Source organism: Lysinibacillus sp. 54212 (assembly GCF_036662795.1).
Classification (GTDB): Bacteria; Bacillota; Bacilli; order Bacillales_A; family Planococcaceae; genus Lysinibacillus_B.
On record NZ_JBAFWZ010000005.1, the window covers coordinates 99522 to 120820 of the forward strand.

At 40.0% G+C, this 21299-nt stretch carries 17 protein-coding genes, 1 other RNA gene and 1 other annotated feature; of the genes, 14 read left to right on the forward strand and 4 right to left on the reverse strand.

Annotated features, from left to right (window positions below; all coding sequences use genetic code 11):
* Positions 1–106: 106 nt before the first annotated feature.
* The 3 genes from V4T18_RS05135 (at position 107) to V4T18_RS05145 (ending at position 3053) form a co-directional block, all read left to right on the forward strand.
* Positions 107–2302, forward strand: coding sequence for a RelA/SpoT family protein (locus V4T18_RS05135; RefSeq protein WP_332647224.1), 2196 nt, complete (start codon positions 107–109; stop codon positions 2300–2302).
* Between the two features lie 18 nt (positions 2303–2320).
* A complete protein-coding gene (gene dtd, locus V4T18_RS05140) occupies positions 2321–2761 on the forward strand; it encodes a D-aminoacyl-tRNA deacylase (RefSeq protein ID WP_332647228.1) in 441 nt (146 codons plus the stop codon).
* A gap of 67 nt (positions 2762–2828) precedes the next feature.
* A complete protein-coding gene (locus V4T18_RS05145) occupies positions 2829–3053 on the forward strand; it encodes a DUF2642 domain-containing protein (RefSeq protein ID WP_332647231.1) in 225 nt (74 codons plus the stop codon).
* A 192-nt stretch (positions 3054–3245) separates the two neighbouring features.
* On the opposite strand, the gene V4T18_RS05150 is transcribed toward V4T18_RS05145, so the two are convergent.
* Positions 3246–4796, reverse strand: coding sequence for an N-acetylmuramoyl-L-alanine amidase (locus V4T18_RS05150; protein ID WP_332647234.1), 1551 nt, complete (start codon positions 4794–4796; stop codon positions 3246–3248).
* A 245-nt stretch (positions 4797–5041) separates the two neighbouring features.
* Positions 5042–5277, forward strand: a binding site (T-box leader).
* 130 nt (positions 5278–5407) lie between these two features.
* On the opposite strand from V4T18_RS05150, the gene hisS reads away from it, so the two are divergent.
* Together hisS and aspS are read left to right on the forward strand one after the other, a co-directional pair.
* Positions 5408–6670: a histidine--tRNA ligase gene (gene hisS, locus V4T18_RS05155; protein WP_332647237.1), complete on the forward strand. Its 1263-nt coding sequence runs from the start codon at positions 5408–5410 to the stop codon at positions 6668–6670.
* 23 nt (positions 6671–6693) lie between these two features.
* Positions 6694–8463 carry an aspartate--tRNA ligase gene (gene aspS, locus V4T18_RS05160; RefSeq protein ID WP_332647239.1) on the forward strand — a complete coding sequence of 590 codons (1770 nt, stop codon included), beginning with the start codon at positions 6694–6696 and terminating at the stop codon, positions 8461–8463.
* Between the two features lie 225 nt (positions 8464–8688).
* Here aspS and aspA read toward each other — a convergent pair whose 3' ends face one another.
* Positions 8689–10104 (reverse strand): aspartate ammonia-lyase, encoded by a 1416-nt coding sequence (aspA, locus tag V4T18_RS05165; protein WP_332647241.1) that lies wholly within the window; start codon positions 10102–10104, stop codon positions 8689–8691.
* Between the two features lie 238 nt (positions 10105–10342).
* Between aspA and V4T18_RS05170 the strand changes: the two genes are divergently transcribed.
* The 3 genes from V4T18_RS05170 (at position 10343) to V4T18_RS05180 (ending at position 12802) form a co-directional block, all read left to right on the forward strand.
* Positions 10343–11365, forward strand: a complete 1023-nt coding sequence (locus V4T18_RS05170) for an AI-2E family transporter (protein ID WP_332647243.1) — start codon at positions 10343–10345, stop codon at positions 11363–11365.
* Between the two features lie 382 nt (positions 11366–11747).
* Positions 11748–11940, forward strand: a non-coding RNA gene (ssrS, locus tag V4T18_RS05175) — 6S RNA.
* A gap of 100 nt (positions 11941–12040) precedes the next feature.
* Positions 12041–12802, forward strand: a complete 762-nt coding sequence (locus tag V4T18_RS05180; RefSeq protein ID WP_332647246.1) for a tRNA threonylcarbamoyladenosine dehydratase — start codon at positions 12041–12043, stop codon at positions 12800–12802.
* Between the two features lie 36 nt (positions 12803–12838).
* On the opposite strand, the gene V4T18_RS05185 is transcribed toward V4T18_RS05180, so the two are convergent.
* Positions 12839–14302: a methyl-accepting chemotaxis protein gene (locus V4T18_RS05185; protein ID WP_332647249.1), complete on the reverse strand. Its 1464-nt coding sequence runs from the start codon at positions 14300–14302 to the stop codon at positions 12839–12841.
* Between the two features lie 177 nt (positions 14303–14479).
* Between V4T18_RS05185 and V4T18_RS05190 the strand changes: the two genes are divergently transcribed.
* The 3 genes from V4T18_RS05190 to V4T18_RS05200 all read left to right on the forward strand — a co-directional run bounded on the left by V4T18_RS05190 (position 14480) and on the right by V4T18_RS05200 (position 16729).
* On the forward strand, positions 14480–14893 hold the full coding sequence (locus V4T18_RS05190; RefSeq protein WP_332647250.1) for an aminopeptidase: 414 nt from the start codon (positions 14480–14482) through the stop codon (positions 14891–14893).
* 321 nt (positions 14894–15214) lie between these two features.
* Positions 15215–15715, forward strand: coding sequence for a hypothetical protein (locus tag V4T18_RS05195; RefSeq protein WP_332647252.1), 501 nt, complete (start codon positions 15215–15217; stop codon positions 15713–15715).
* Positions 15716–15850: 135 nt separating this feature from the next.
* A complete protein-coding gene (locus tag V4T18_RS05200; RefSeq protein ID WP_332647253.1) occupies positions 15851–16729 on the forward strand; it encodes a radical SAM/SPASM domain-containing protein in 879 nt (292 codons plus the stop codon).
* 42 nt (positions 16730–16771) lie between these two features.
* On the opposite strand, the gene V4T18_RS05205 is transcribed toward V4T18_RS05200, so the two are convergent.
* Positions 16772–18076, reverse strand: a complete 1305-nt coding sequence (locus V4T18_RS05205; RefSeq protein ID WP_332647255.1) for a replication-associated recombination protein A — start codon at positions 18074–18076, stop codon at positions 16772–16774.
* Positions 18077–18205: 129 nt separating this feature from the next.
* On the opposite strand from V4T18_RS05205, the gene cymR reads away from it, so the two are divergent.
* The 3 genes from cymR (at position 18206) to mnmA (ending at position 21277) form a co-directional block, all read left to right on the forward strand.
* Positions 18206–18625: a cysteine metabolism transcriptional regulator CymR gene (cymR, locus tag V4T18_RS05210; RefSeq protein WP_332647257.1), complete on the forward strand. Its 420-nt coding sequence runs from the start codon at positions 18206–18208 to the stop codon at positions 18623–18625.
* A gap of 30 nt (positions 18626–18655) precedes the next feature.
* Entirely contained in the window at positions 18656–19798 is a 1143-nt protein-coding gene (locus tag V4T18_RS05215) for a cysteine desulfurase family protein (RefSeq protein ID WP_332647259.1), read from the forward strand.
* A gap of 357 nt (positions 19799–20155) precedes the next feature.
* Positions 20156–21277 carry a tRNA 2-thiouridine(34) synthase MnmA gene (gene mnmA / locus V4T18_RS05220; RefSeq protein ID WP_332647262.1) on the forward strand — a complete coding sequence of 374 codons (1122 nt, stop codon included), beginning with the start codon at positions 20156–20158 and terminating at the stop codon, positions 21275–21277.
* The last annotated feature ends 22 nt before the right edge of the window (positions 21278–21299 follow it).

Below are 21299 nucleotides of genomic sequence, written 5' to 3' on the forward strand. Positions count from 1 at the left end.
ACATGAGCTTGTGATTGAAAGTGTCTTTACAATGTATACAACTATTTTATACAATTGAACTTATTATATAACGATGAGAAAATATACTGAACAAGGTGGATATACAATGGCGAAAGAACAAATTTTAGCGCCCGAAGATGTATTTGAGCTAGTAAAATCCTATATGAATGAAGAGCATGTCGCTTTTGTAGTAAAAGCCTATGAAGTGGCGAAAGAGGCACATAAAGAGCAGTTTCGAAGTTCGGGTGAGCCGTATATTATTCACCCCGTGCAAGTTGCTGGCATCCTAGCTGAATTACAAATGGATCCGGAAACGGTTGCGGCTGGCTTTTTGCATGATGTCGTCGAAGACACTGTAGTGACACGAGAAGATTTAGTACGAGAGTTTAATGAAGAAGTTGCGATGCTAGTGGATGGCGTGACAAAGCTTGAAAAAATTAAATATCTGTCAAAAGAGGAGCAACAGGCTGAAAACCACCGTAAAATGGTCGTTGCGATGGCACAGGATATTCGAGTGATCTTAATAAAGCTTGCGGACCGACTTCATAATATGCGTACATTAAAGCACTTACCCGCAGAAAAACAGCGTCGTATATCAAAGGAAACGCTGGAAATTTTTGCCCCACTTGCACACCGATTAGGGATTTCGACCGTGAAGTGGGAGCTAGAGGATACGTCCCTTCGCTATTTAAATCCACAGCAATATTATCGGATTGTTAGCTTAATGAAGAAAAAGCGTGATGAGCGAGAAGCCTATTTAGAAAACGTAATTGATGAAATAAAATCGCAGCTTAAGGATGTCGAAATAGATGCAGATATTTACGGTCGTCCTAAGCATCTATATAGTATTTATCGTAAAATGGCGTTACAAAAAAAGCAGTTTAATGAAATATACGACTTATTAGCTGTTCGTATTTTAGTAGATAGCATTAAAGACTGCTATGCGGTAATTGGTATTGTCCATACTCTATGGAAGCCGATGCCTGGCAGATTTAAAGATTATATTGCGATGCCAAAGCAAAACTTATATCAATCCTTGCATACGACAGTTATTGGTCCTTATGGTGATCCGTTAGAGGTCCAAATTCGTACGAAGGAAATGCATAAAATTGCAGAGTTTGGTATTGCGGCTCATTGGGCATATAAGGAAGGTAAAGCGGTTGAGAATAAACGAGAAAGTATTGATGATAAACTTTCATGGTTCCGTGAAATATTAGAATTCCAGAATGAATCGTCCAATGCGGAAGAATTTATGGAATCCTTAAAATTTGATTTATTCTCTGACATGGTCTATGTTTTTACACCAAAGGGCGACGTAGTAGAGCTCCCGGCTGGTTCTGTGCCAATTGACTTTGCATATCGAGTACACTCAGAGGTAGGCAATAAAACAATTGGTGCTAAAGTTAACGGCAAAATGGTGCCACTCGACACGCCATTAAAAACAGGCGATATTGTCGAGGTACTAACATCAAAGCAATCTTTTGGTCCAAGTCGTGACTGGATCAAAATCGCTCAGTCGTCACAGGCAAAACATAAAATTAAACAGTTCTTTAAGAAAAATTTACGCGAGGATAATGTTGTAAAAGGAAAGGAAATGGTTGAAAAGGAGATTAAATCTCAAGAATTCGACCTTAAAGAGGTTCTTTCAGCAGAAAACATTAAACGTGTAATAGATAAATTAAATTATGCACATGAAGAGGATCTATACGCAGCAGTAGCTGTAGGCGGTATTACTGCCCAGCAAATTGTCAATCGACTTGCAGAAAAAATGCGTAGAGAGCGCGAGCATGAAGAAGCGCTAGAAAAAATCGCGAAGGAAATGGCCAACCCAACGAATCGTAAGCGAACGGATTCGGGTGTCGTTGTAAAGGGTATCGATAATTTATTAATCCGTCTTTCTCGCTGCTGTACCCCTGTTCCAGGAGATGAAATCGTCGGCTTTATTACGAAAGGGCGTGGTGTATCCGTACACCGTGCAGATTGTCCTAATATTCAAGAGGATAATAATGCTGAACGATTAATAGAGGTTGAGTGGGAAGGTGGCCTAACACCTGTACGAAAGGAATATCCAGTAGATATTGAAATATCTGCATTTGACCGTCCAGGCGTATTAAATGATGTTATGCAGGCTGTAAGTGAAGCAAAAACAAATATTATGGCCGTATCTGGGCGTGCAGATCGTGATAAAATCGCAACAATTCATTTAACGATTGCCATTTCGAATATTTCAGCGCTGCATAAAGTAGTGGAGAAAATAAAGCAGCTGCCAGATATTTATTCTGTTCAGCGCGTAATTAATTAAAGATAGAAGGTTATACTCATGAAAGTTGTAATTCAACGGTCAAAGCAAGCATCCGTTACAGTCGATGGAAGCGTAACAGGTGCTATTGATAAGGGCTATGTCTTATTAGTTGGTATTACGCATGACGATACAGAGGAAGACGTTGCATACGTTGCTAAAAAGGTAGCAGAGCTTCGTTTATGGGAAGACGAGGATGGCAAGATGAACCATTCTATTGTGGAGCATGGCGGGGCGATCTTATCTGTTTCACAATTTACCCTGTACGGTGAAACAAAAAAAGGTAGAAGACCAAGCTTTACAGGTGCTGCTAGACCTGAACATGCGAAGCCTCTATGGGAAAAATTTAATGAGGCACTTCGTGAGCAAGGCTTACATGTGGAAACAGGCATATTTGGCGCAATGATGGATGTAGCGTTAATCAATGATGGCCCTGTAACGATACTTGTAGATTCTCGGTAAATAGCACCTTTTCACCTCTCCCTTCATACAATACGGCGAAACGTCATATGGTGAAGGGGCGGTAAGTGTGCTTAGAAATCATGTATCGAATCCTTATTTGTTTGAAACAGCTACAAGCTTAATTGGGCAGCAAATCATCGTAATTACGGCAAATAATAAACATCAAGGCTTACTCACTGCCGTATTACCAGATCATATTGTAGTGGAAAGTATTCAGTCACCAAATTTTATTCGTATGGAAGAAATTGTGTGGATTACATTGAAGCCTAGCAATCATTTCTTTTCAGCGTAAAGAAAAAGGAGCAGCTCGATTCATGAGTTGCTCCTTTTATTTTGAAAAGATTAATTTTTGGAGTTCGAGCATTGTCTAGCTTTAGCGCCCAGCCCCTCGAGGTCGCTTCGAAAGTCTCTACGCGTGACAAGCACGCTAGGAGCCTTTCTCCAGCGCTTGTCGGGGCTAAACGGGTCGCTTGCGCTTTTCTTATTAGTGTGCATCAAAATATTTTAATAGTCCTTCATAAATACCGAGTGTGGCCTGTTCACGATAGTAGTCTGTCACAATCGTACGTTCCTCATTAGGATTACTTAAAAAGCCAAGCTCAATTAAAATAGCATTTTGTCGATTTTCTCGTAAAACTAAGTAATTGCCAGGCTGTACACCACGATCACGAACCTTCACTTTTTTCGATAATCCAGCATGCACATAATCTGCCAAATTCTTTTGATAGCTATTTGTGTAGTAGGTTGTTATTCCAGATACGGAGCTATCCTCTGTCGCATCATAATGAATACTAATAAAGGCATCCGCTTCATTTTGATGGCCAACACCTACACGCTTTCTCAAATCGACGTAAGTATCAGATTCACGTGTTAGTATGACGTTTGCACCTGCAGCACGAAGCTTTGACTTTAATAGTTCTGCAGTTAATAATGTAATATCCTTTTCTTCTGTTCCACGTACACCAGTAGTCCCATGGTCATTGCCACCGTGTCCGGGATCGATGACAATGGTCGTTCCTCTCAGTGTCCCTTTTTTTCGAGGCTCAGACTTCTTTTGCTCGGTTGCTACGGGTTGTCCAGTTGTTGAGACTACCCAATTTGCTACATAGGCGAACTTGTTTTTTCCTAAGGAGATTTTAAACCAATCATCCTCCTTCGCGATAATTGGGAATGTCTCCCCTGCATCGGCTCGTAGAACAACAGCTGAAGCGGTTGAAGCTTCCTCACGTAGGTTTGTTCCGTTATAAATGATCGTTACACTTTCATCTTGAGCTTCTTTTTTTGTAGCAGGGACTGTTTTATTTCCCGTAAAAGTACCATAAAAACTGTATATCCAGCCTTTCTTTCCATCCTTCATTTTAATTTGCACCCAGTTGTTCTCACGAGCTAGAACTGTATACTGTTCACCACGTTTGGCTACTTTAAGTTGCTTTGAGGTTAAGTCAGGCTTTGATCGAATGTTTACAGCATCAACTGTAATTGTAAAAGTGTTCGAATCTGTTACTTTCGTTTCTTGCTCCTTTTTTGGGACACTCGTCGATATGGCATTGACTGTCACATACGCTTCTGAAACCCACCCTGTAATATTACCAGATTGAATTTGAATCCAATCCTTTTGCTGCTTTATGTAAGCTGCCTCTTGTCCAGAGGAAAGCTGAGTTAGCACTGTTGAGGATAAGGAGGGCTCGGAGCGAACATTTAACCGATCGACTTGTGAGATAATAATTTTTTGCTCCTTATTGTTATCCTCTCCGCTACTAGATTTAGTTAACCAGCTGGCAACCCATCCTTCATGGTTGTCAGCCTTTACATGAATCCAGTCACCTGATTTTTCAATGGATGAAAGGCTATCTCCCTCTTTTAATGTTACAATGATAGGGTAGGATAGGCCTGGTCCCTCTCGTAAATTTAAGATTTCTCCAGAAACGATTAAATCATTTGTTTCTGCGTGTGCAACATGTATTGTATGGGCACTTGGTAAAATTAAGGAAACGAGTAGTATACCAATTATAAAAAGCTGAAGCGTCTTCTTCATAAAGTACGCCTCCTTTCAATCTATTGTTATCGGAACTTGTCGAACGATCATACTAGTTCTATTGTAAAATCAATTATATACCAAAATCTAGTGTTTTTTTAGGGAAATAGGAAATTTAATAATAAAATGAATAACCCTAATAGATTAGCGCTCATTTCTCTGTATTTTACAGGTGGAATGTGTTTTTCTAAAAAGTAGTTGACAACTTTATGCCACATCATTATGATTAGGTATAATCTTAAAATAACATGCCAATGACCAAGCAAGTAGTAAGTACCACTGCTGACAAGAGAGGGAAAGACAAAGGCTGCAATCTTTCCTACAGTAAGTATGATGCGAATAACACTTGAGAGGCTTTTTCCTGAAATACACATGTTTAGTAGGGAGAAACGGAATCGGCCGTTATCCGAATACGAGAGGATGTATATTGTTATACATCAACTAGGGTGGAACCGCGGAAGTATAAGCTTTCGTCCCTTTGCTATAAGGCAGAGGGGCGGGAGCTTTTTATTTTTTGTCGTGGCCCAGTTGTGACCGTGCTTGCACAGCGTCAACTGAGAATAAAAACAGAATAATAAAGCGTGGCAAACAAAGGAAAGGAAGTGTGATACATGAGCTTTAAAGTACCTCGTGGAACACAAGATATTTTACCGGGACAATCGGAAAAGTGGCAAAAAGTAGAATCGGTTTTACGTGAGCTTTGTCATGTATACCGTTATCAGGAGATTCGTACACCGATGTTCGAATCAACAGAATTATTCCAGCGTGGTGTGGGCGATACAACGGATATTGTGCAAAAGGAAATGTATACATTTGAGGATCGTGGTGGGCGTTCATTAACGCTACGCCCAGAAGGAACAGCGGCTGCAGTACGTTCATACGTAGAGCATAAAATGTTCGGTCAGCCGGATCAGCCTGTAAAGCTATCTTACATGGGGCCAATGTTCCGTTATGAGCGTCAGCAAGCAGGTCGTTACCGTCAATTTGTGCAATTTGGCGTTGAAGCAATTGGCTCAGCGGACCCTGCAATCGATGCAGAAGTCATCGCACTAGCAATGGATGTATATAAAAAAGTGGGCTTAAAGGATTTAAAGCTAGTGATCAATTCACTGGGCGATAAAGAGACACGTGAAGCACATCGTACAGCGCTTATTGGTCACTTTGAGCCAGAAATCGGTGCGTTTTGCTCGGACTGTCAAAAGCGTTTAGAGAAAAATCCTTTACGTATTTTAGATTGTAAAGTAGACCGTGAGCATCCATTAATGGCTACAGCCCCAGCCCTAACGGATTACTTAACAGACTACTCTGCAGACTATTTTGCAAAAGTAACTAATTATTTAGATGTATTAGGCATTCCTTATGAAGTCGATCCAAATCTCGTTCGTGGCTTAGATTACTACAACCACACGGCATTTGAAATTATGTCGACAGCTTCAGGCTTTGGTGCCATTACAACACTTTGTGGTGGTGGTCGCTATAACGGTTTAGTTGAAGACATCGGTGGACCAGATGCACCTGGCATTGGCTTTGCCCTATCAATTGAGCGTTTATTATTAGCGTTAGAAGCAGAAGGCGTATCTCTTGAAACAAACGACGAGCTTGAAATGTATGTTGTCGTTATGGGTGAGGCGGCTAAAGCGAAAGCGATAGACCTAGTGAGTACGTTCCGTGCAAATGGTATTTCGGCAGATATGGATTATGCGGACCGTAAAATGAAAGCACAAATGAAAACAGCCGATCGACAAGGCGCAAAATATGTCATCGTTTTAGGTGAAACAGAGCTTGAGGAGCAGGCAGTTAACGTAAAAGAAATGGCAACAGGCGATCAGCAAAAAGTAGCGTTTACAGACTTAGTCTCGTACTTACAAAAATAAAGGCACTATTGGAGGAAAACGTAATGGCACAAAGAACACATGCCTGTGGTGAAGTAACAGCTGCTCACCAAGGCCAAGAAGTAGTATTAAAAGGCTGGGTACAAAAACGCCGTGACTTAGGTGGACTAATCTTTGTTGATATGCGCGACCGTACGGGTATTGTCCAAGTTGTATTTGGCGATCATGCAAAAGAGGCGTTAGAAGTCGCTGATAAAGTACGTAACGAATACGTAATCGAAGTAACAGGGAAAGTAGTACTTCGTGATGCGTCACAAGTAAACACTAACATTCAAACAGGTGAAATCGAAATCGTTGCAGGTACTCTAACAATCATCAACGAAGCGAAAAATCCACCATTTGCAATTGAAGACAAAGTAGAGGTTGCAGAGGATTTACGTTTAAAATATCGTTACTTGGATCTACGTCGTCCAGTAATGTTTGATACATTTAAAATGCGTTCTGACGTTACGGTAACAATTCGTAACTTCTTACAAAGAGAAGGCTTCCTAGAAGTAGAAACACCAATCCTAACAAAATCAACGCCAGAGGGTGCACGTGACTATTTAGTGCCTTCTCGTGTACATGAAGGTGAGTTTTATGCATTACCGCAATCACCTCAGTTATTTAAACAGCTTTTAATGGTATCTGGCTTCGAGAAATATTTCCAAATCGCACGCTGCTTCCGTGATGAAGATTTACGTGCTGACCGTCAGCCAGAATTTACACAAGTCGATATTGAAACATCGTTTATGACAATGGATGAAATTATCGAAATGAACGAGCGCTTAATCCAAGAGGTTATGAAAAATGTAAAGGGTGTAGAGGTCTCAGCACCATTCCCACGTATGAGCTATAAAGAGGCAATGGATCGTTTCGGTTCAGATAAGCCAGATGTACGCTTCGGCTTAGAGCTCGTACAGCTTTCTGATATTGTAAAGGATTCAAGCTTTAAAGTATTTACAGGTGCAATTGAAGCAGGTGGCGAAGTAAAAGCCATCAATGTAAAGGGCGCTGCAGAAAAATTCTCTCGTAAAGATATCGATGCTCTTGGCGAATTCGTATCGATTTACAAAGCAAAAGGTCTTGCTTGGTTAAAGGTTACTGAAGAAGGCTTAAATGGACCAATCGCAAAATTCTTTGAAGGCGAAATGGCTGAAGGGCTAATCGAGCGCATGAAGGCAGAGCCAGGCGACTTATTATTATTCGGGGCTGACAAATCAAATGTCGTAGCGGATGCTTTAGGTGCCTTACGTTTAAAACTTGGTAAAGAGCTAGAGCTTATTGATGAGTCACAATTTGCATTCCTATGGGTTGTTGATTGGCCATTATTTGAATATGATGCGGAAGAAGGGCGCTACTATGCAGCTCATCATCCATTCACTCGTCCGTTCGATGAGGACCTTGAGTTAATGGATACAAACCCAGCAGAAGTTCGTGCACAAGCTTATGATATCGTTCTAAACGGCTACGAGCTTGGTGGTGGTTCACTACGTATTTTCGAGCCAGAGCTACAAAATAAAATGTTTAAGCTTCTAGGCTTCTCAGAGGAAGAAGCACGTGAGCAATTCGGTTTCTTATTAGAAGCATTCGAATACGGCGTACCTCCACATGGTGGTTTAGCATTCGGTCTTGACCGTTTTGTTATGCTACTTGCGGGACGTACAAACTTACGTGATACAATTGCCTTCCCAAAAACAGCAACAGCAAGCTGCTTATTAACGTCTGCTCCATCTTCAGTTTCAGCTGCACAATTAGAAGAGCTAAGTCTAGCGGTGAAAGTAGCTAAATCATAAAAATAAGAATGCCATTCGACCTCGAGTCGGATGGCATTTTTCAATGGGGGAGCATGTTAATAGACAAATCTCTGTCGATAATAGAAAGTTTGGGTGAATTAATAGAAGGTATTACTAAATTAATAGAAGGTTGGCCTGAATTAATAGAAAGTATACCCGAATTAAAAAACTCCAGGCACCTGATTTCACCTGGAGATTTTAGCAGTTATATTTATAGGTCACTTTTTAGAATTTCAGCATTTCCTTTTCACCGGCAATACCTGGTTCAGTCATTTCGAACGGATCCAGTATTTTATCTAGCTGAGCCGCTGTGAAGTAGCCGTGCTCGATACATAGTTCACGTACGGATTTACTTGTTTGTAACGCTTCACGAGCAATTTGTGAAGAACGCTCATAGCCAAGGTGAGGAGCAAGTGCTGTCACAACACCGATGCTTGATTCTACATAGTGAATCATTTTAGTTTCATTCGCTTCAATGCCATCGATACAGTATTTAGTGAAGACAGTAAAGCCATTTGTCATGATTTCGATAGATTGTAATAAATTGTGTACAAGAACAGGCTCCATTACATTGAGCTCAAATTGACCAGCTTCTGAAGCCATTGTAATCGTTGTATCATTACCAATAACTTGGAAAGCGATTTGGTTAATTACCTCAGGCATAACTGGATTCACTTTCCCTGGCATAATCGAAGAGCCTGGCTGACGTTCTGGTAGACGAATTTCAGAGAAGCCAGCTTTCGGACCAGAAGCCATTAAGCGTAAGTCGTTTGCGATTTTTGAAATGTTTGCCATTGCTATTTTTAATACAGAAGATGTATGCAAATATACATCTGTATTTTGCGTACCATCGATTAAGTTTTTCGTATTAACAAATGGATAGCCTGTAAATTCAGCAATATACTTTACAGCATGCGCCATATAACGCTTATCTGCATTTAAACCTGTCCCAATGGCTGTCGCTCCGATGTTTACTTCGAATAGATCTTGTTTAACACGCTTAATGCGCTCGATGTCGCGACCAATTACCGTTGCATACGAGCCGAATTCTTGTCCAAGACGAACTGGAATAGCATCCTGCAGGTGAGTACGTCCCATTTTTACGATATGGTCGAACTCCTTCGATTTTTTTTCAAAGCTTTCTTTCATATTTTCCATTGCAAGGATTAATTTACCTAGTGTTACTACTGTTGCAATATGAATAGCAGTTGGGAATGCGTCGTTTGTCGATTGTGCCATATTTACATGAGAGTTAGGACTAATCATAGCATAATTACCCTTTTCCTCACCGATAATTTCAAGGGCACGGTTTGCGATAACTTCGTTAGCATTCATATTCATAGAGGTACCAGCGCCACCTTGTATTGGATCCACTACAAATTGATCTAGTAATTGGCCTTCCAATATATCGTCAGCAGCCTTGGCAATAGCCATTGCAATTTTTTCATCTAATTTTCCAACAGCAAGATTTGCAAGTGCTGCACTTTTTTTCACAACTGCTAGTGCATGAACCATTTCCTTATGCATCGTCATGTTCGTAATAGGGAAGTTTTCAAGTGCACGAGCAGTTTGGACACCATAATACACATCTTTTGGAATTTCTAAAGTACCTAAAAAATCTTTTTCTATACGAGTTGTCATTAAAATGACCTCCTAAAATACTGTAATTCACGCCTATTATAATCTAAATAAATGGAATATGAAATTACTTGAAAAATGGAAAAATAAAAACTGTATAATAACTAACAAAAAAAGGAATAATAGGTAAGGGAAATCGTCAAAATAAAAAATTGAGGCAAAAAGTGATTTTATAAAGCGATTATATAGTAAGTATGCTTTAATGAAGAGAGCATGAATTTATTAAAGGGGCGCAGCGCTAGTGAAGGATTTGATTAAAAAAAATGTTAGTTTGAAGTGGCTCACTATATTTGCCATCATAATTATTTTGTTTTTTCTAAAGAATGCTTTAAATTTCTTATTACTAACTTTTATTTTTACATACTTAGGATACACACTTTACTTAAAATTATTAAATCTTCTACCCAAAAAATTAAAAAAACCAAAATTGCTATTATTTGTGATGTATTCCATTGTGCTATTAATAATTGGAGTTACAGGTTATCGATATTTACCAGTTGCCATACAGCAATTTTCGGCCATCATTGTTCAAGGCTCGTCCTTTAATATTGAGCTGTATGAGGAGTTGATCCCTCCAAGGATTTATAGCTTTATTCAAAATCTAGATTTACAAGGGATTTTGAAAAATTTTGGTGCCAAGGTTTTAGGTGCAACAGCAGGTGTTAGCGCCTTTTTGCTGCAAGCCTTTGTTGCCATTTTACTTAGCTTCTTTTTTATTTTAGAGATTGATAAAATTAAAGTCTTTACACGATCATTTCGTACGCCATCAACAGCGATATATTATGATCAGCTTGTGCAATTTGGTCAAAGCTTCTTAAATACGTTTGGTATTGCGATTAAGGTTCAAATCATGATTTCAATCGTTAATACAGTCCTATCAACGGCCGGCTTTGTTATTTTAGGCTTTCCTAATATTATTGGGCTTGCTCTAATGGTGTTCTTTTTAGGATTAATGCCTGTAATCGGTGTAGTGATTTCCCTAGTACCCTTATCGATCATCGCGTTTCAAGTCGGGGGTACAAAATATTTAATTTATATGTTTGTTATGATAATGGTGATTCATGCATTGGAATCATACTTCTTAAATCCGAAGCTTTATTCGATTACGATGAAGCTACCGATATTCTATACGTTTATTGTACTTATGGTGAGTGAAATCCTATTTGGTGCTTGGGGACTTGTGATTGGTATTCCAATGTTTGTGTTCATTGTTGAAATGATTAAGGGCTCGGAGTCCAACTCTCCGCCGAATCAGATAAAATAATGAAGCTATTGGGACTTCAGACTGTAGAAAAAGTATTCCCTTGTAATTCGGCAAGCCCCGCCACTCCGCTTTTCGTGGGCGAGCGCCGAGCCTCCTCAAATTTGCAGGAGTGCAAATTCTGCGGGGTCTCGGGACAACACGATGTTGGTCACGAAGGCGTTGTGACTGCCGCTTCGCTTTCGTCTAAGGGAGCGCCTGGAACGGAAATCAACGGTTTCATAATGATTATTTTAAAAAGTAGAAAGATCGTAGACAAACCTATTTTTTTGAGTTTGTACAGTCTGGGGACTTGTAATATTCCTTCATCTTGAGTAATTTTTATTGATTTTTTCGGATTTAACGTTTGAATATTCTGACTAATGGTGATACTATAAAGTTAACACGAATCCTGAAGTGTTCGTACTATTTCTTGCCACACAGTTTTGACCGAACATTATATCGTTGGGAGTTCATATACCACAGGCAGCAAACATGCCCCAAAGGAGCGGGACGTTTAATGCAATGGTGAGGACACCCCCGTGCCGGAGTACGGGTTCAAAACGATCGCTTTGAGTGACGGCGCATTCGGGGTTCGTCTATTTTGATTATTTCATTGCTCTTCTGTTCTATACTTGCAGGAGAGTTTTTTCATGTGTATAATTCCGAGTAGAACAATATAGATTGAGAGGTTTCAACATGTTACATCAATTTTCAAGAAACGAGCTAGCCGTTGGACGTGAGGGGCTAGATAAGCTAAGAAATACAACTGTTGCTATTTTAGGTGTGGGCGGTGTAGGTTCCTTTGCAGCAGAAGCCTGTGCTCGTAGTGGGGTAGGCCGCATTATTTTAGTGGACAAGGATAATGTTGATATTACAAATGTGAATCGTCAGCTTGTGGCGTACCTATCGACTGTTGGAAAGTCAAAATCGGGTGTCATGAAGGAGCGTATTGCTGATATTAACCCAGATTGTGAAGTAATTGATATGCATATGTTCTATACAGAGGAAACCTATGAGCAATTTTTTGCACAAGGAATTGATTATGTAATTGATGCAAGCGATACGGTCATGTATAAAATCCATATTATGAAGGAATGTTTAAAGCGTAATATCCCGATTATTTCAAGTATGGGTGCTGCAAATAAAATGGATCCAACACGCTTTAAAATCGTGGATATTTCCAAAACACATACAGATCCACTTGCAAAGGTCATTCGTACAAAGCTGAAAAAAGAGGGCATCAAAAAGGGGATTACAGTTGTCTTTTCGGATGAATCGCCAATCGTAGTCCGACCTGATATAGTCGAAACAGTTGGGAACCCAAACGCAGAGATTCGCAAGGCGAAAATGCCACCATCCTCAAACGCATTCGTCCCGTCCGTTGCTGGACTAATTGCAGCAAGCTGGGTCATCAACCAAATCGTAAAAGATATAAAAATTACACGTGTACAAGGATAAAAGGCATGGGGTCCCAGGAGAGGGACCCATGCTTTTTTAGCTTGATTTAATACTTAATGCACGTTGATAGGTTTCTTCAATGTTTTTAGTAATAATTTGCTGTTCGCCGTTTACTTTTTCTAGAATGCTACTTAATTGATCAATTGCCTGATAGCTTTCTTCAATGATTGTAGCAAATTCATTAGTACTCAATAATATCGATTTACTGTTGTTTTCAATTGAATTTGTTGCCTTCGAAAATACATCGAGCTCCTGCTGTAACTGTTTCATCGATGAAAACAGCTCGTTAAATGTAGAAGTAGAACGTTCCGTAGCGGCTACTTGGGTTGTAATATGCTGTAGGCCATCCTGCAGCTTTTGAAGTGCATCTTTATTATAGTGATTCACTTCAGAGAGATTACTATCAATTTTGACAAGTGTAGTATCAGTATGGCTAGCAAGTTTACGAATTTCATCGGCTACAACAGCAAAGCCTTTCCCGTGATCGCCAGCACGTGCAGCCTCAATTGAAGCATTTAATGCGAGTAAGTTCGTTTGCTCCGTAATCCGTTTAATATCGGTTGCAAAGTTGTTTGTCTCATCAATCTTGCCAGATAGCCCCATAAACGTGGAATGCAGCTCGTTGAAAAATTGTGTAAATATATCAATTTCAGATTTCATGGCACTCATTGCTTCGGCACCATCAGCAGCAGTGGAGCCAGCTCGTTCTGATTCATTTAGAATGGTACCGAGTTGATTTACGATATTGGCAATTTCGTTTGTCGTAGACTCCGTGTTCATCACAATTTCTTGCACATGATCAGTCTGACGATGAGCGCCAACCATTACCTCTTGAATAGATGACATCATATTTTGCTGTGCAACCCCAGCTGAGTTTGTACTTTCTGTAATAATTTCAAGCTTTGCCGTAATATTTTCTACGGCTTCTTCAAGATGGCGGTGGAGTTCTTCTTCGCGAACAACCTTATCATTTGCATCGAGCATTAGGTTGCCGACATTGGATAGCATTTTTTTGTTTTGGCGTACTTGTAGGGCAATTGCAACAGCCATTAATCCTTGTGTAACAAAAACATTTGCTCCGCCTACTGCAAAACCTTCAGTATCTAATAGGAAGTTGAATGTTAAACCAAGTGTGGAGCCGATATAACCGGCAATTACCACTGAATATTTATTATGAATACTACTTAATATAAGAACAAAAATACTGAGAATAATAGTCGCCAATGTTGTTTGGTAGGATACGATAGCACCGTAAATACAAGCTGTCGCGCCAACAATAACAACGTAAGGGAAGTAGAGCCTCAGTTTCTCTACTTTTCGCTGTACTAGGAAAAAAAGCAGGGCAATGAACGCAGGAACCATCAATGAAAGTGGCAAACCGATAGGGCGACCAATGAAAAATTGAGCCATCCCACCTAAACCTGCTGCAATCCCGTATACTACCATTAGAATTGTATTCTTTTCGTATAAATCCTTCTTTTGTAATATTTCAATCTGCATAAAAGTACCTCCAATACTACTTTGTTATAATTTGATAGGGGAACAATTTTACTATATTTTCTAATATATACATCTTTTTTCTGCTTTTGTCACTAAAATTGCTTCGTCAAATTTCGATAACTTTGTCGAAATGTTATAATACTAAAATAAAAATATTGAAATATAGAGGGTACTAAAATGCAGCTAAGTGAACTAGAGTATAAAGGCTTAAATTTATTTGATGAAGTTTCAACTGTCGAAATAGCAATTGATGAGCAGCGAAACGTCATTCATATTTTTGATAAAAATCAGGTTGTTGAACCAGCGTATAATTTCAGAATCAAAGCTTTTGAGTTAAGTGATGGATTTTATACTTTTGTAGAAGTATTGAAAACCAAGTGTTTTTTTGTTCATAAAAGAGATCTGCCTCTCACGGATTGGATAGAGTCGCTCACATTTCAATTTTATAGCTCCAAGGAGAAGATCAAAACGTATGCTAAGAAAACGCTCTCCAATCAAAATGTAACGAAATATGTGCATTGTAAGGAGGATGAGCTGATTGAGAATAAGCTGTATCCTAAATATGTAAAAAGGCTAGAGCAGGACGTTTGATTCTTTATAGAAAATGAATGCTCGTTCAATTTACCCCCGTTCGAGTTTTTTAAAACATAGTATTGAAGATAAATAAGGTTGATAAGAAAAAACAACGAGCGTGATGAAATTCTCGTTGTTTTTTATAAATATATGATGATGATTAATCAATAAACTTAAGGAGAATATTCAGAATAAAGAAGTATTTGAATCCGTTAAAAATGTAATAGATTATCACGAATAACACAAATTTTCAGTAATTTTTAACAATCAAATATATGGGATTTTTTTTTTGCTATAGTTAAAAGTACACAGGGGATTTAGAGGAGGATGGATTTTCCAATGAGCATTCAAAAAACAAACAACATTTTAAACCTGGCGAGCCTACAAGAAAGGCTGGATTCAACGGTTTTCGATTATGTTGACACAACTCAGAATTGGGGAAAAGCAAAAGAAAGTCTTCAAGAACTTTTAGGGCAAGCGGTTGATTATCTTACAATGTATACGAAGGACAATGGAGGCCTACCAAAAAGTAGTCCTTATTGGGTTCTATTTATGGATTTCGCCTCTCGTTTAGTCTATTTTAATGCACTTGTTGATGAAAACCTAGTTGATCCACAAAACGATGTGGCAAAAGTGAACATCAGGCAGGCATATTTGACGGCTGCTAATTGCTTACCAAACAATCATTTTGATGAAAACGCTGAGTTTTTTAATGAAATTCAAAAAAGCTATAATTCTTTAAACGAAGCGGGAACAGGGCAACAGATTGAGAAAGGTATCCACTCACTTAATGATTGTCTCAATGCATTTTATCAATTTACATTAACGTACAAAAAATAACGATTCTAACTGTCCGATTTTGGGCAGTTTTTTTATTCTCTCTATATTAAAAATTAAAGTAAGTATGTTCAATGATGAAAACCGAGGATCTGTGCTAGAATAGACGGATAGTAGAAAAAGATAAGGTGAATAGATTTGAAAACATTTAAAAAAGTTTATATTGAAATAACAAGTGTTTGTAATTTAGCTTGTAGTTTTTGTCCGCCCACACAACGAGCAAAAGGACTAATTAAGGTGGAGCAATTTGAGAAAATTCTAGATGAAATTCGCCCACATACAAAATATATTTATCTCCATGTAAAGGGAGAGCCGTTGCTTCACCCGCGAATAGATCAGCTATTAGATGCTGCCCATGAGCGTGGCTTTAAGGTGAATATTACAACGAATGGAACGTTAATCAAAAAACAACGTGAAAAGCTGCTTGGAAAGCCTGCTCTTCGTCAAATGAATTTTTCGCTGCATAGCTTTGATGGGCATGAAGGTTCCGAAAATCGTGAGAAATATTTAGGCGATATTTTAGATTTTGTTCGGGAAGTACGAGAAAATGGACAAAATATTATCTTCTCCTATCGTTTATGGAATCTCCAGCGTAAAGATCAAACAGAAGTCGACCGTCGTAAAAATGCGGAGACTTTAGATGTTTTGGAGAAAGAATACTCTCTGCCATTTAAAATAGAGGAGCGTGTGGAGCCTGGTAGTGGTGTGAAAATTGCACAGAATATTTATTTAAATCAGGATCATGAATTTAAGTGGCCAAGTTTATTAGAGCCTGAGGATTCTGGAAAGGGCTTCTGCCATGCACTACGAAGTCATTCTGCGATTTTAGTAGATGGTACGGTTGTTCCTTGCTGTTTAGATGGTGAAGGGGTAATAAATCTAGGAAATGTTCATGAGCAGTCATTTTCAGAAATTATTGAAGGTGACCGAGCAAATAACTTAATCGATGGCTTCTCTCGTAGAGAAGCAGTAGAGGAACTTTGCCGAAAATGTGGTTACAGACAAAAGTTTGGATGATTTAGCCTTAACGCACAAGGGTGGCTTAAAAGCGTCGTTAGGCTAACGACCTTTTAAGCCATCCTCTTTTGTTTTAAACGATTTTAATTTGTCGTAAATGGAGGCCATTCGCTTTTCCTCGCCAGCAATGACAGGTGTATAATATTCGGTTCCTACAAGGTTTTCGGGCAAGTAGAGCTGATCAACCCAGCCACCAAACGTCCCAATAGGTGTATTATGTGGATAAAGATAACCCCCGTGTCCAAGCGCCGCAGCCCCAGCATAATGTGTATCCTTTAAGTGATTTGGGATGTCGCCAACTTTTCCCTCGTTAATGGAGGAGATTGCTGCATCAAGCGCCTTGTATGCCGAGTTTGATTTATCGCTTAAGCACATTTCTACAACGGCTGTTGCAAGTGGGATTCGGGCTTCTGGCATACCGAGCTTTTGAGCTGCATCCGTTGCGGCATTCACATGAGCTCCTACTGCAGGATTTGCCAGTCCGATATCCTCATAAGCCATAACGAGTAAACGACGGCAAACTGCGACTAAATCACCTGATTCTAATAGATGAGCCAAATAATAAAGGGCGGCATTGACATCACTGCCTCGCACCGATTTTTGCAGGGCGGAGAGGAGATTGTAAAAATGCGAGCCCCCCTTATCACCGTAAACGCCAATTCTTTTTGCAAGTGATTCAATTGCACGGTCATTAAAAATCGTGACACCATCCTGTTCATCCGATGCGTAATACACTGATTCGAGAAGGGTAAGTGCTTTTCTAGCATCGCCATTGGCAGCAGCTGCAATTTGTTCTAGCTGTGTTGCCGTTGCTTCGATCGCTACACTTCCTAAACCACGGTCAGTATCCGCTAGAGCCATCTTTACAAGCTTTATCACATCGAGCAAAGTTAATCGCTCAAGCTGAAGAATTTCGCCACACCGAGAACGAATCGCTGGATTGACATCATGGAATGGATTTTCAGTCGTAGCGCCTATTAACACAATCGAGCCATTTTCAACATGTGGTAGTAGCGTATCCTGCTGTAATTTGTTGAAGCGATGTATTTCATCTAGGAACAGCAGCACTTTGCCTGCCATTCGCGCTTCAATCACAATTTGTTCAATATCCTTTTTTCCTGCATGTGTCGCATTCAAAGCAAAGAAGGGAAGCTTGCTACTACCTGCAATTGCATTGGCAATAGATGTCTTTCCAACACCCGGTGGTCCGTATAATAAAATGGACGGCACATGCCCCTTCCTAATCATCGAATAAAGAGGGGTATTGGGACCAATAATATGCTCCTGTCCGACGATTTCGTCTATATTTCGAGGACGCATTTTGTATGCTAACGGCTCATTTTGCATGAGGTCACTTCCTTTTTTTCTTGAAGATAAAGTGTTTATAGAACATATAATAGAGTATTTCTGATAGGATATAAAGGAAATATGCTATACTTATCTATATAGAAGGATTAGAACAATAGAGGTGTTAAAATGAAAATATCGACTAAGGGCCGTTACGGTTTAACAATTATGATTGAGCTTGCAAAGCATTATGGAGAAGGACCAATTCCCCTTCGTAAAATTGCTGCTGAAAAAGAATTATCTGAGGCATACTTAGAGCAATTAGTATCTCCACTACGTAATGCAGGACTTGTTAAAAGTGTACGTGGTGCATACGGTGGTTACATGCTTTCAAAGACCCCAGCTGAAATTACAGCTGCCGATGTAATTCGTGTACTAGAAGGACCTATTCAGCCGGTAGAGGGTATTGAAAATGAAGAAGCGCCACAGAGAGAGCTTTGGCTACGTATTCGTGATGCGGTGAAAAATGTGTTAGATACAACATCGCTAGAGGATTTAGCGAAGTATACTGATAATAATGTACATGACGGCTATATGTTCTATATTTAATCGTTAGTTTGAAGGAGTTTTATACTTAACATGGAAACAATCTATCTTGATCATGCGGCGACAACACCAATGGCGAAGGAAGCTATCGTGGAAATGACTGCGGCGATGGAAACTGTATTCGGGAATGCTTCTAGTATTCATGGTGCTGGTCGTGAAGCACGAAAATATTTAGATGAGGCACGGAGTCTTTTAGCACATGAAATTCAAGCGAGGCAGAGTGAAATTGTTCTGACTAGTGGTGGCACAGAGTCTGATAATTTGGCGATATTCGGTACAGCATATGCGCGTGAAAATGAAGGTAAACATATTATTACAACAGCAATTGAACACCATGCTGTCCTACATGCCTGTGAAAAGCTAGAGCGAGAAGGCTTTGATGTAACGTACTTACCGGTTGATAATACGGGACTAGTACGAGTAGAGGATGTCAAGGCTGCTCTTCGTGAGGATACAATCTTAGTAACAATTATGTATGGCAATAATGAAGTTGGTACGATTCAGCCAATTGCTGAAATTGGTGCTGTGCTAGCAGAGCATACCGCAACGTTCCATACTGATGCTGTTCAAGCGTTCGGAATCGAGGCACTGAATGTTAATGAGCTAAAGGTTGACTTGCTTAGCGTGTCCTCACATAAAATTAATGGACCAAAAGGAATGGGCTTTCTGTATGCAAGGACTGGTGTTAAGCTTGTTTCTCTAATGCACGGTGGCTCTCAAGAGAAAAAGCGTCGCGCGGGAACCGAAAATATTCCGGCGGCGATTGGCTTTGCAGCAGCTTCAAAATTCGCAGGGATCCGACGTGAGGAAGCAAGGGGAAAATATAAGCGATTTAAAGCATTATTAGCACAGCAATTCGATGAAGCTAATATTTCATATAAAATAAATGGTCATCAGGAACAGGCATTACCGCATGTACTGAATGTGACATTTCCCGGCACTGATGTGGAGTCATTCCTAATCAACTTAGATATGGCTGGCGTATTTGTTTCAAGTGGCTCTGCATGTACAGCCGGTTCAATTGACCCTTCACACGTGCTCGTTGCGATGTTCGGCAAGGATGTCGAGGAACTACGAAGCTCAATCCGCTTTAGCTTCGGTCTAGGCTTAACCGACGAACAAATTATCGAAGCAGGAAAGCGAACAGCAGCAATCGTCAAACGCCTTGTGAAATAGTATTATAATAAATTCAGGTGTATTGATTATTAATTGAACATTAGTAACATAGAATTTTCGTTGATTGTAGTGAAAGGCGGCGAGTGTAGCTGTTGGCATGCGCCTTTCGCTACAGAGCAAAGCTTCCAGCGGGATTAGCGTCCGAGATGAGAACCTGGACCGAGCACTAGGGGAACGAAGGCTAAAGGCGTCACTTCCTGTGACAATGTCTTGGTGACCAACATCCTGTTGCCCCGAAGCGGCTCATCGGACGCCCCCCGGAAAACATTCGCCTAGAACGGAAATCAACGTTTCAGGTAACAAAATAAAGACTGCGCGCCTTTTACGCGATTTTGTCTAAGAAAAGGTGAAGAAAAAATGGTAGAAAAGAGAGATCCGTCACAAATTCGTGTAGTTGTTGGCATGTCTGGCGGTGTCGATTCATCAGTTGCTGCATATTTGCTAAAACAGCAAGGCTATGATGTTATCGGTATTTTTATGAAAAACTGGGATGATACGGACGAAAACGGTGTATGTACAGCTACGGAGGATTATGAAGATGTTATTGCTGTGTGCAACCAAATCGGCATTCCGTATTATGCAGTAAACTTTGAAAAACAATACTGGGATAAAGTATTCTCGTACTTCCTAGAAGAATATAAAGCAGGGCGTACACCGAACCCTGATGTGATGTGTAATAAAGAAATTAAATTTAAAGCATTCCTTGAGCATGCGATGAACTTAGGCGCGGATTATTTAGCTACAGGGCATTACGCACGCGTAGAACAGCGTGAAGATGAAGTAGTGATGCTACGAGGTGTTGATAATAACAAGGATCAAACGTACTTCCTAAATCAATTATCACAGGATCAGCTCAAGCATGTAATGTTCCCGATTGGACATTTACCAAAGCCTGAAGTTCGTAAAATTGCTGAGGAGGCAGGTCTTGCTACAGCAAAGAAAAAGGATTCTACAGGCATTTGCTTTATCGGAGAGCGTAACTTTAAGGAATTCCTTAGTCAGTACTTACCAGCGCAGCCGGGTAACATGGAAACATTTGATGGTAAAGTAATGGGAGAGCATGACGGTTTAATGTACTACACATTAGGGCAGCGTCACGGTCTTGGTATTGGTGGTGACGGTGAGCCTTGGTTCGTTCTAGGAAAAGATTTAGAGCGCAATGTGCTATATGTTGGGCAAGGCTTCCATCATGAAAAGCTTTATTCAGAGGCATTAACTGCGGTGAAGATGAACTTTACATCAGACAAGCCGGTTCAAGCGAAATTTAACTGTACGGCGAAATTCCGTTACCGTCAGGAAGATTCTCCAGTCCAGGTTGAAATGCGTGAGGATGGAACAGCGCTCATTACTTTTGCAGAGCCAGTCCGTGCGATTACGCCAGGACAGGCTGTTGTCTTATATGATGGTGAAGTATGCCTAGGTGGCGGTACAATTGATGAAGTATTGAAGAACAACGAAAAACTAACATATGTAGGATAAATAGGCGACCTCGGTCGTCTAT

What these genes read in the sequence shown, in the direction of transcription:
- V4T18_RS05135 (WP_332647224.1), top strand. Translation starts at nt 107, where the DNA reads ATGGCGAAAGAACAAATTTTAGCGCCCGAAGATGTATTTGAGCTAGTA.
- dtd (WP_332647228.1), top strand. Translation starts at nt 2,321, where the DNA reads ATGAAAGTTGTAATTCAACGGTCAAAGCAAGCATCCGTTACAGTCGAT.
- V4T18_RS05150 (WP_332647234.1), bottom strand. Translation starts at nt 4,796, where the DNA reads ATGAAGAAGACGCTTCAGCTTTTTATAATTGGTATACTACTCGTTTCC.
- hisS (WP_332647237.1), top strand. Translation starts at nt 5,408, where the DNA reads ATGAGCTTTAAAGTACCTCGTGGAACACAAGATATTTTACCGGGACAA.
- aspS (WP_332647239.1), top strand. Translation starts at nt 6,694, where the DNA reads ATGGCACAAAGAACACATGCCTGTGGTGAAGTAACAGCTGCTCACCAA.
- aspA (WP_332647241.1), bottom strand. Translation starts at nt 10,104, where the DNA reads ATGACAACTCGTATAGAAAAAGATTTTTTAGGTACTTTAGAAATTCCA.
- V4T18_RS05180 (WP_332647246.1), top strand. Translation starts at nt 12,041, where the DNA reads ATGTTACATCAATTTTCAAGAAACGAGCTAGCCGTTGGACGTGAGGGG.
- V4T18_RS05185 (WP_332647249.1), bottom strand. Translation starts at nt 14,302, where the DNA reads ATGCAGATTGAAATATTACAAAAGAAGGATTTATACGAAAAGAATACA.
- V4T18_RS05190 (WP_332647250.1), top strand. Translation starts at nt 14,480, where the DNA reads ATGCAGCTAAGTGAACTAGAGTATAAAGGCTTAAATTTATTTGATGAA.
- V4T18_RS05195 (WP_332647252.1), top strand. Translation starts at nt 15,215, where the DNA reads ATGAGCATTCAAAAAACAAACAACATTTTAAACCTGGCGAGCCTACAA.
- V4T18_RS05205 (WP_332647255.1), bottom strand. Translation starts at nt 18,076, where the DNA reads ATGCAAAATGAGCCGTTAGCATACAAAATGCGTCCTCGAAATATAGAC.
- cymR (WP_332647257.1), top strand. Translation starts at nt 18,206, where the DNA reads ATGAAAATATCGACTAAGGGCCGTTACGGTTTAACAATTATGATTGAG.
- V4T18_RS05215 (WP_332647259.1), top strand. Translation starts at nt 18,656, where the DNA reads ATGGAAACAATCTATCTTGATCATGCGGCGACAACACCAATGGCGAAG.
- mnmA (WP_332647262.1), top strand. Translation starts at nt 20,156, where the DNA reads ATGGTAGAAAAGAGAGATCCGTCACAAATTCGTGTAGTTGTTGGCATG.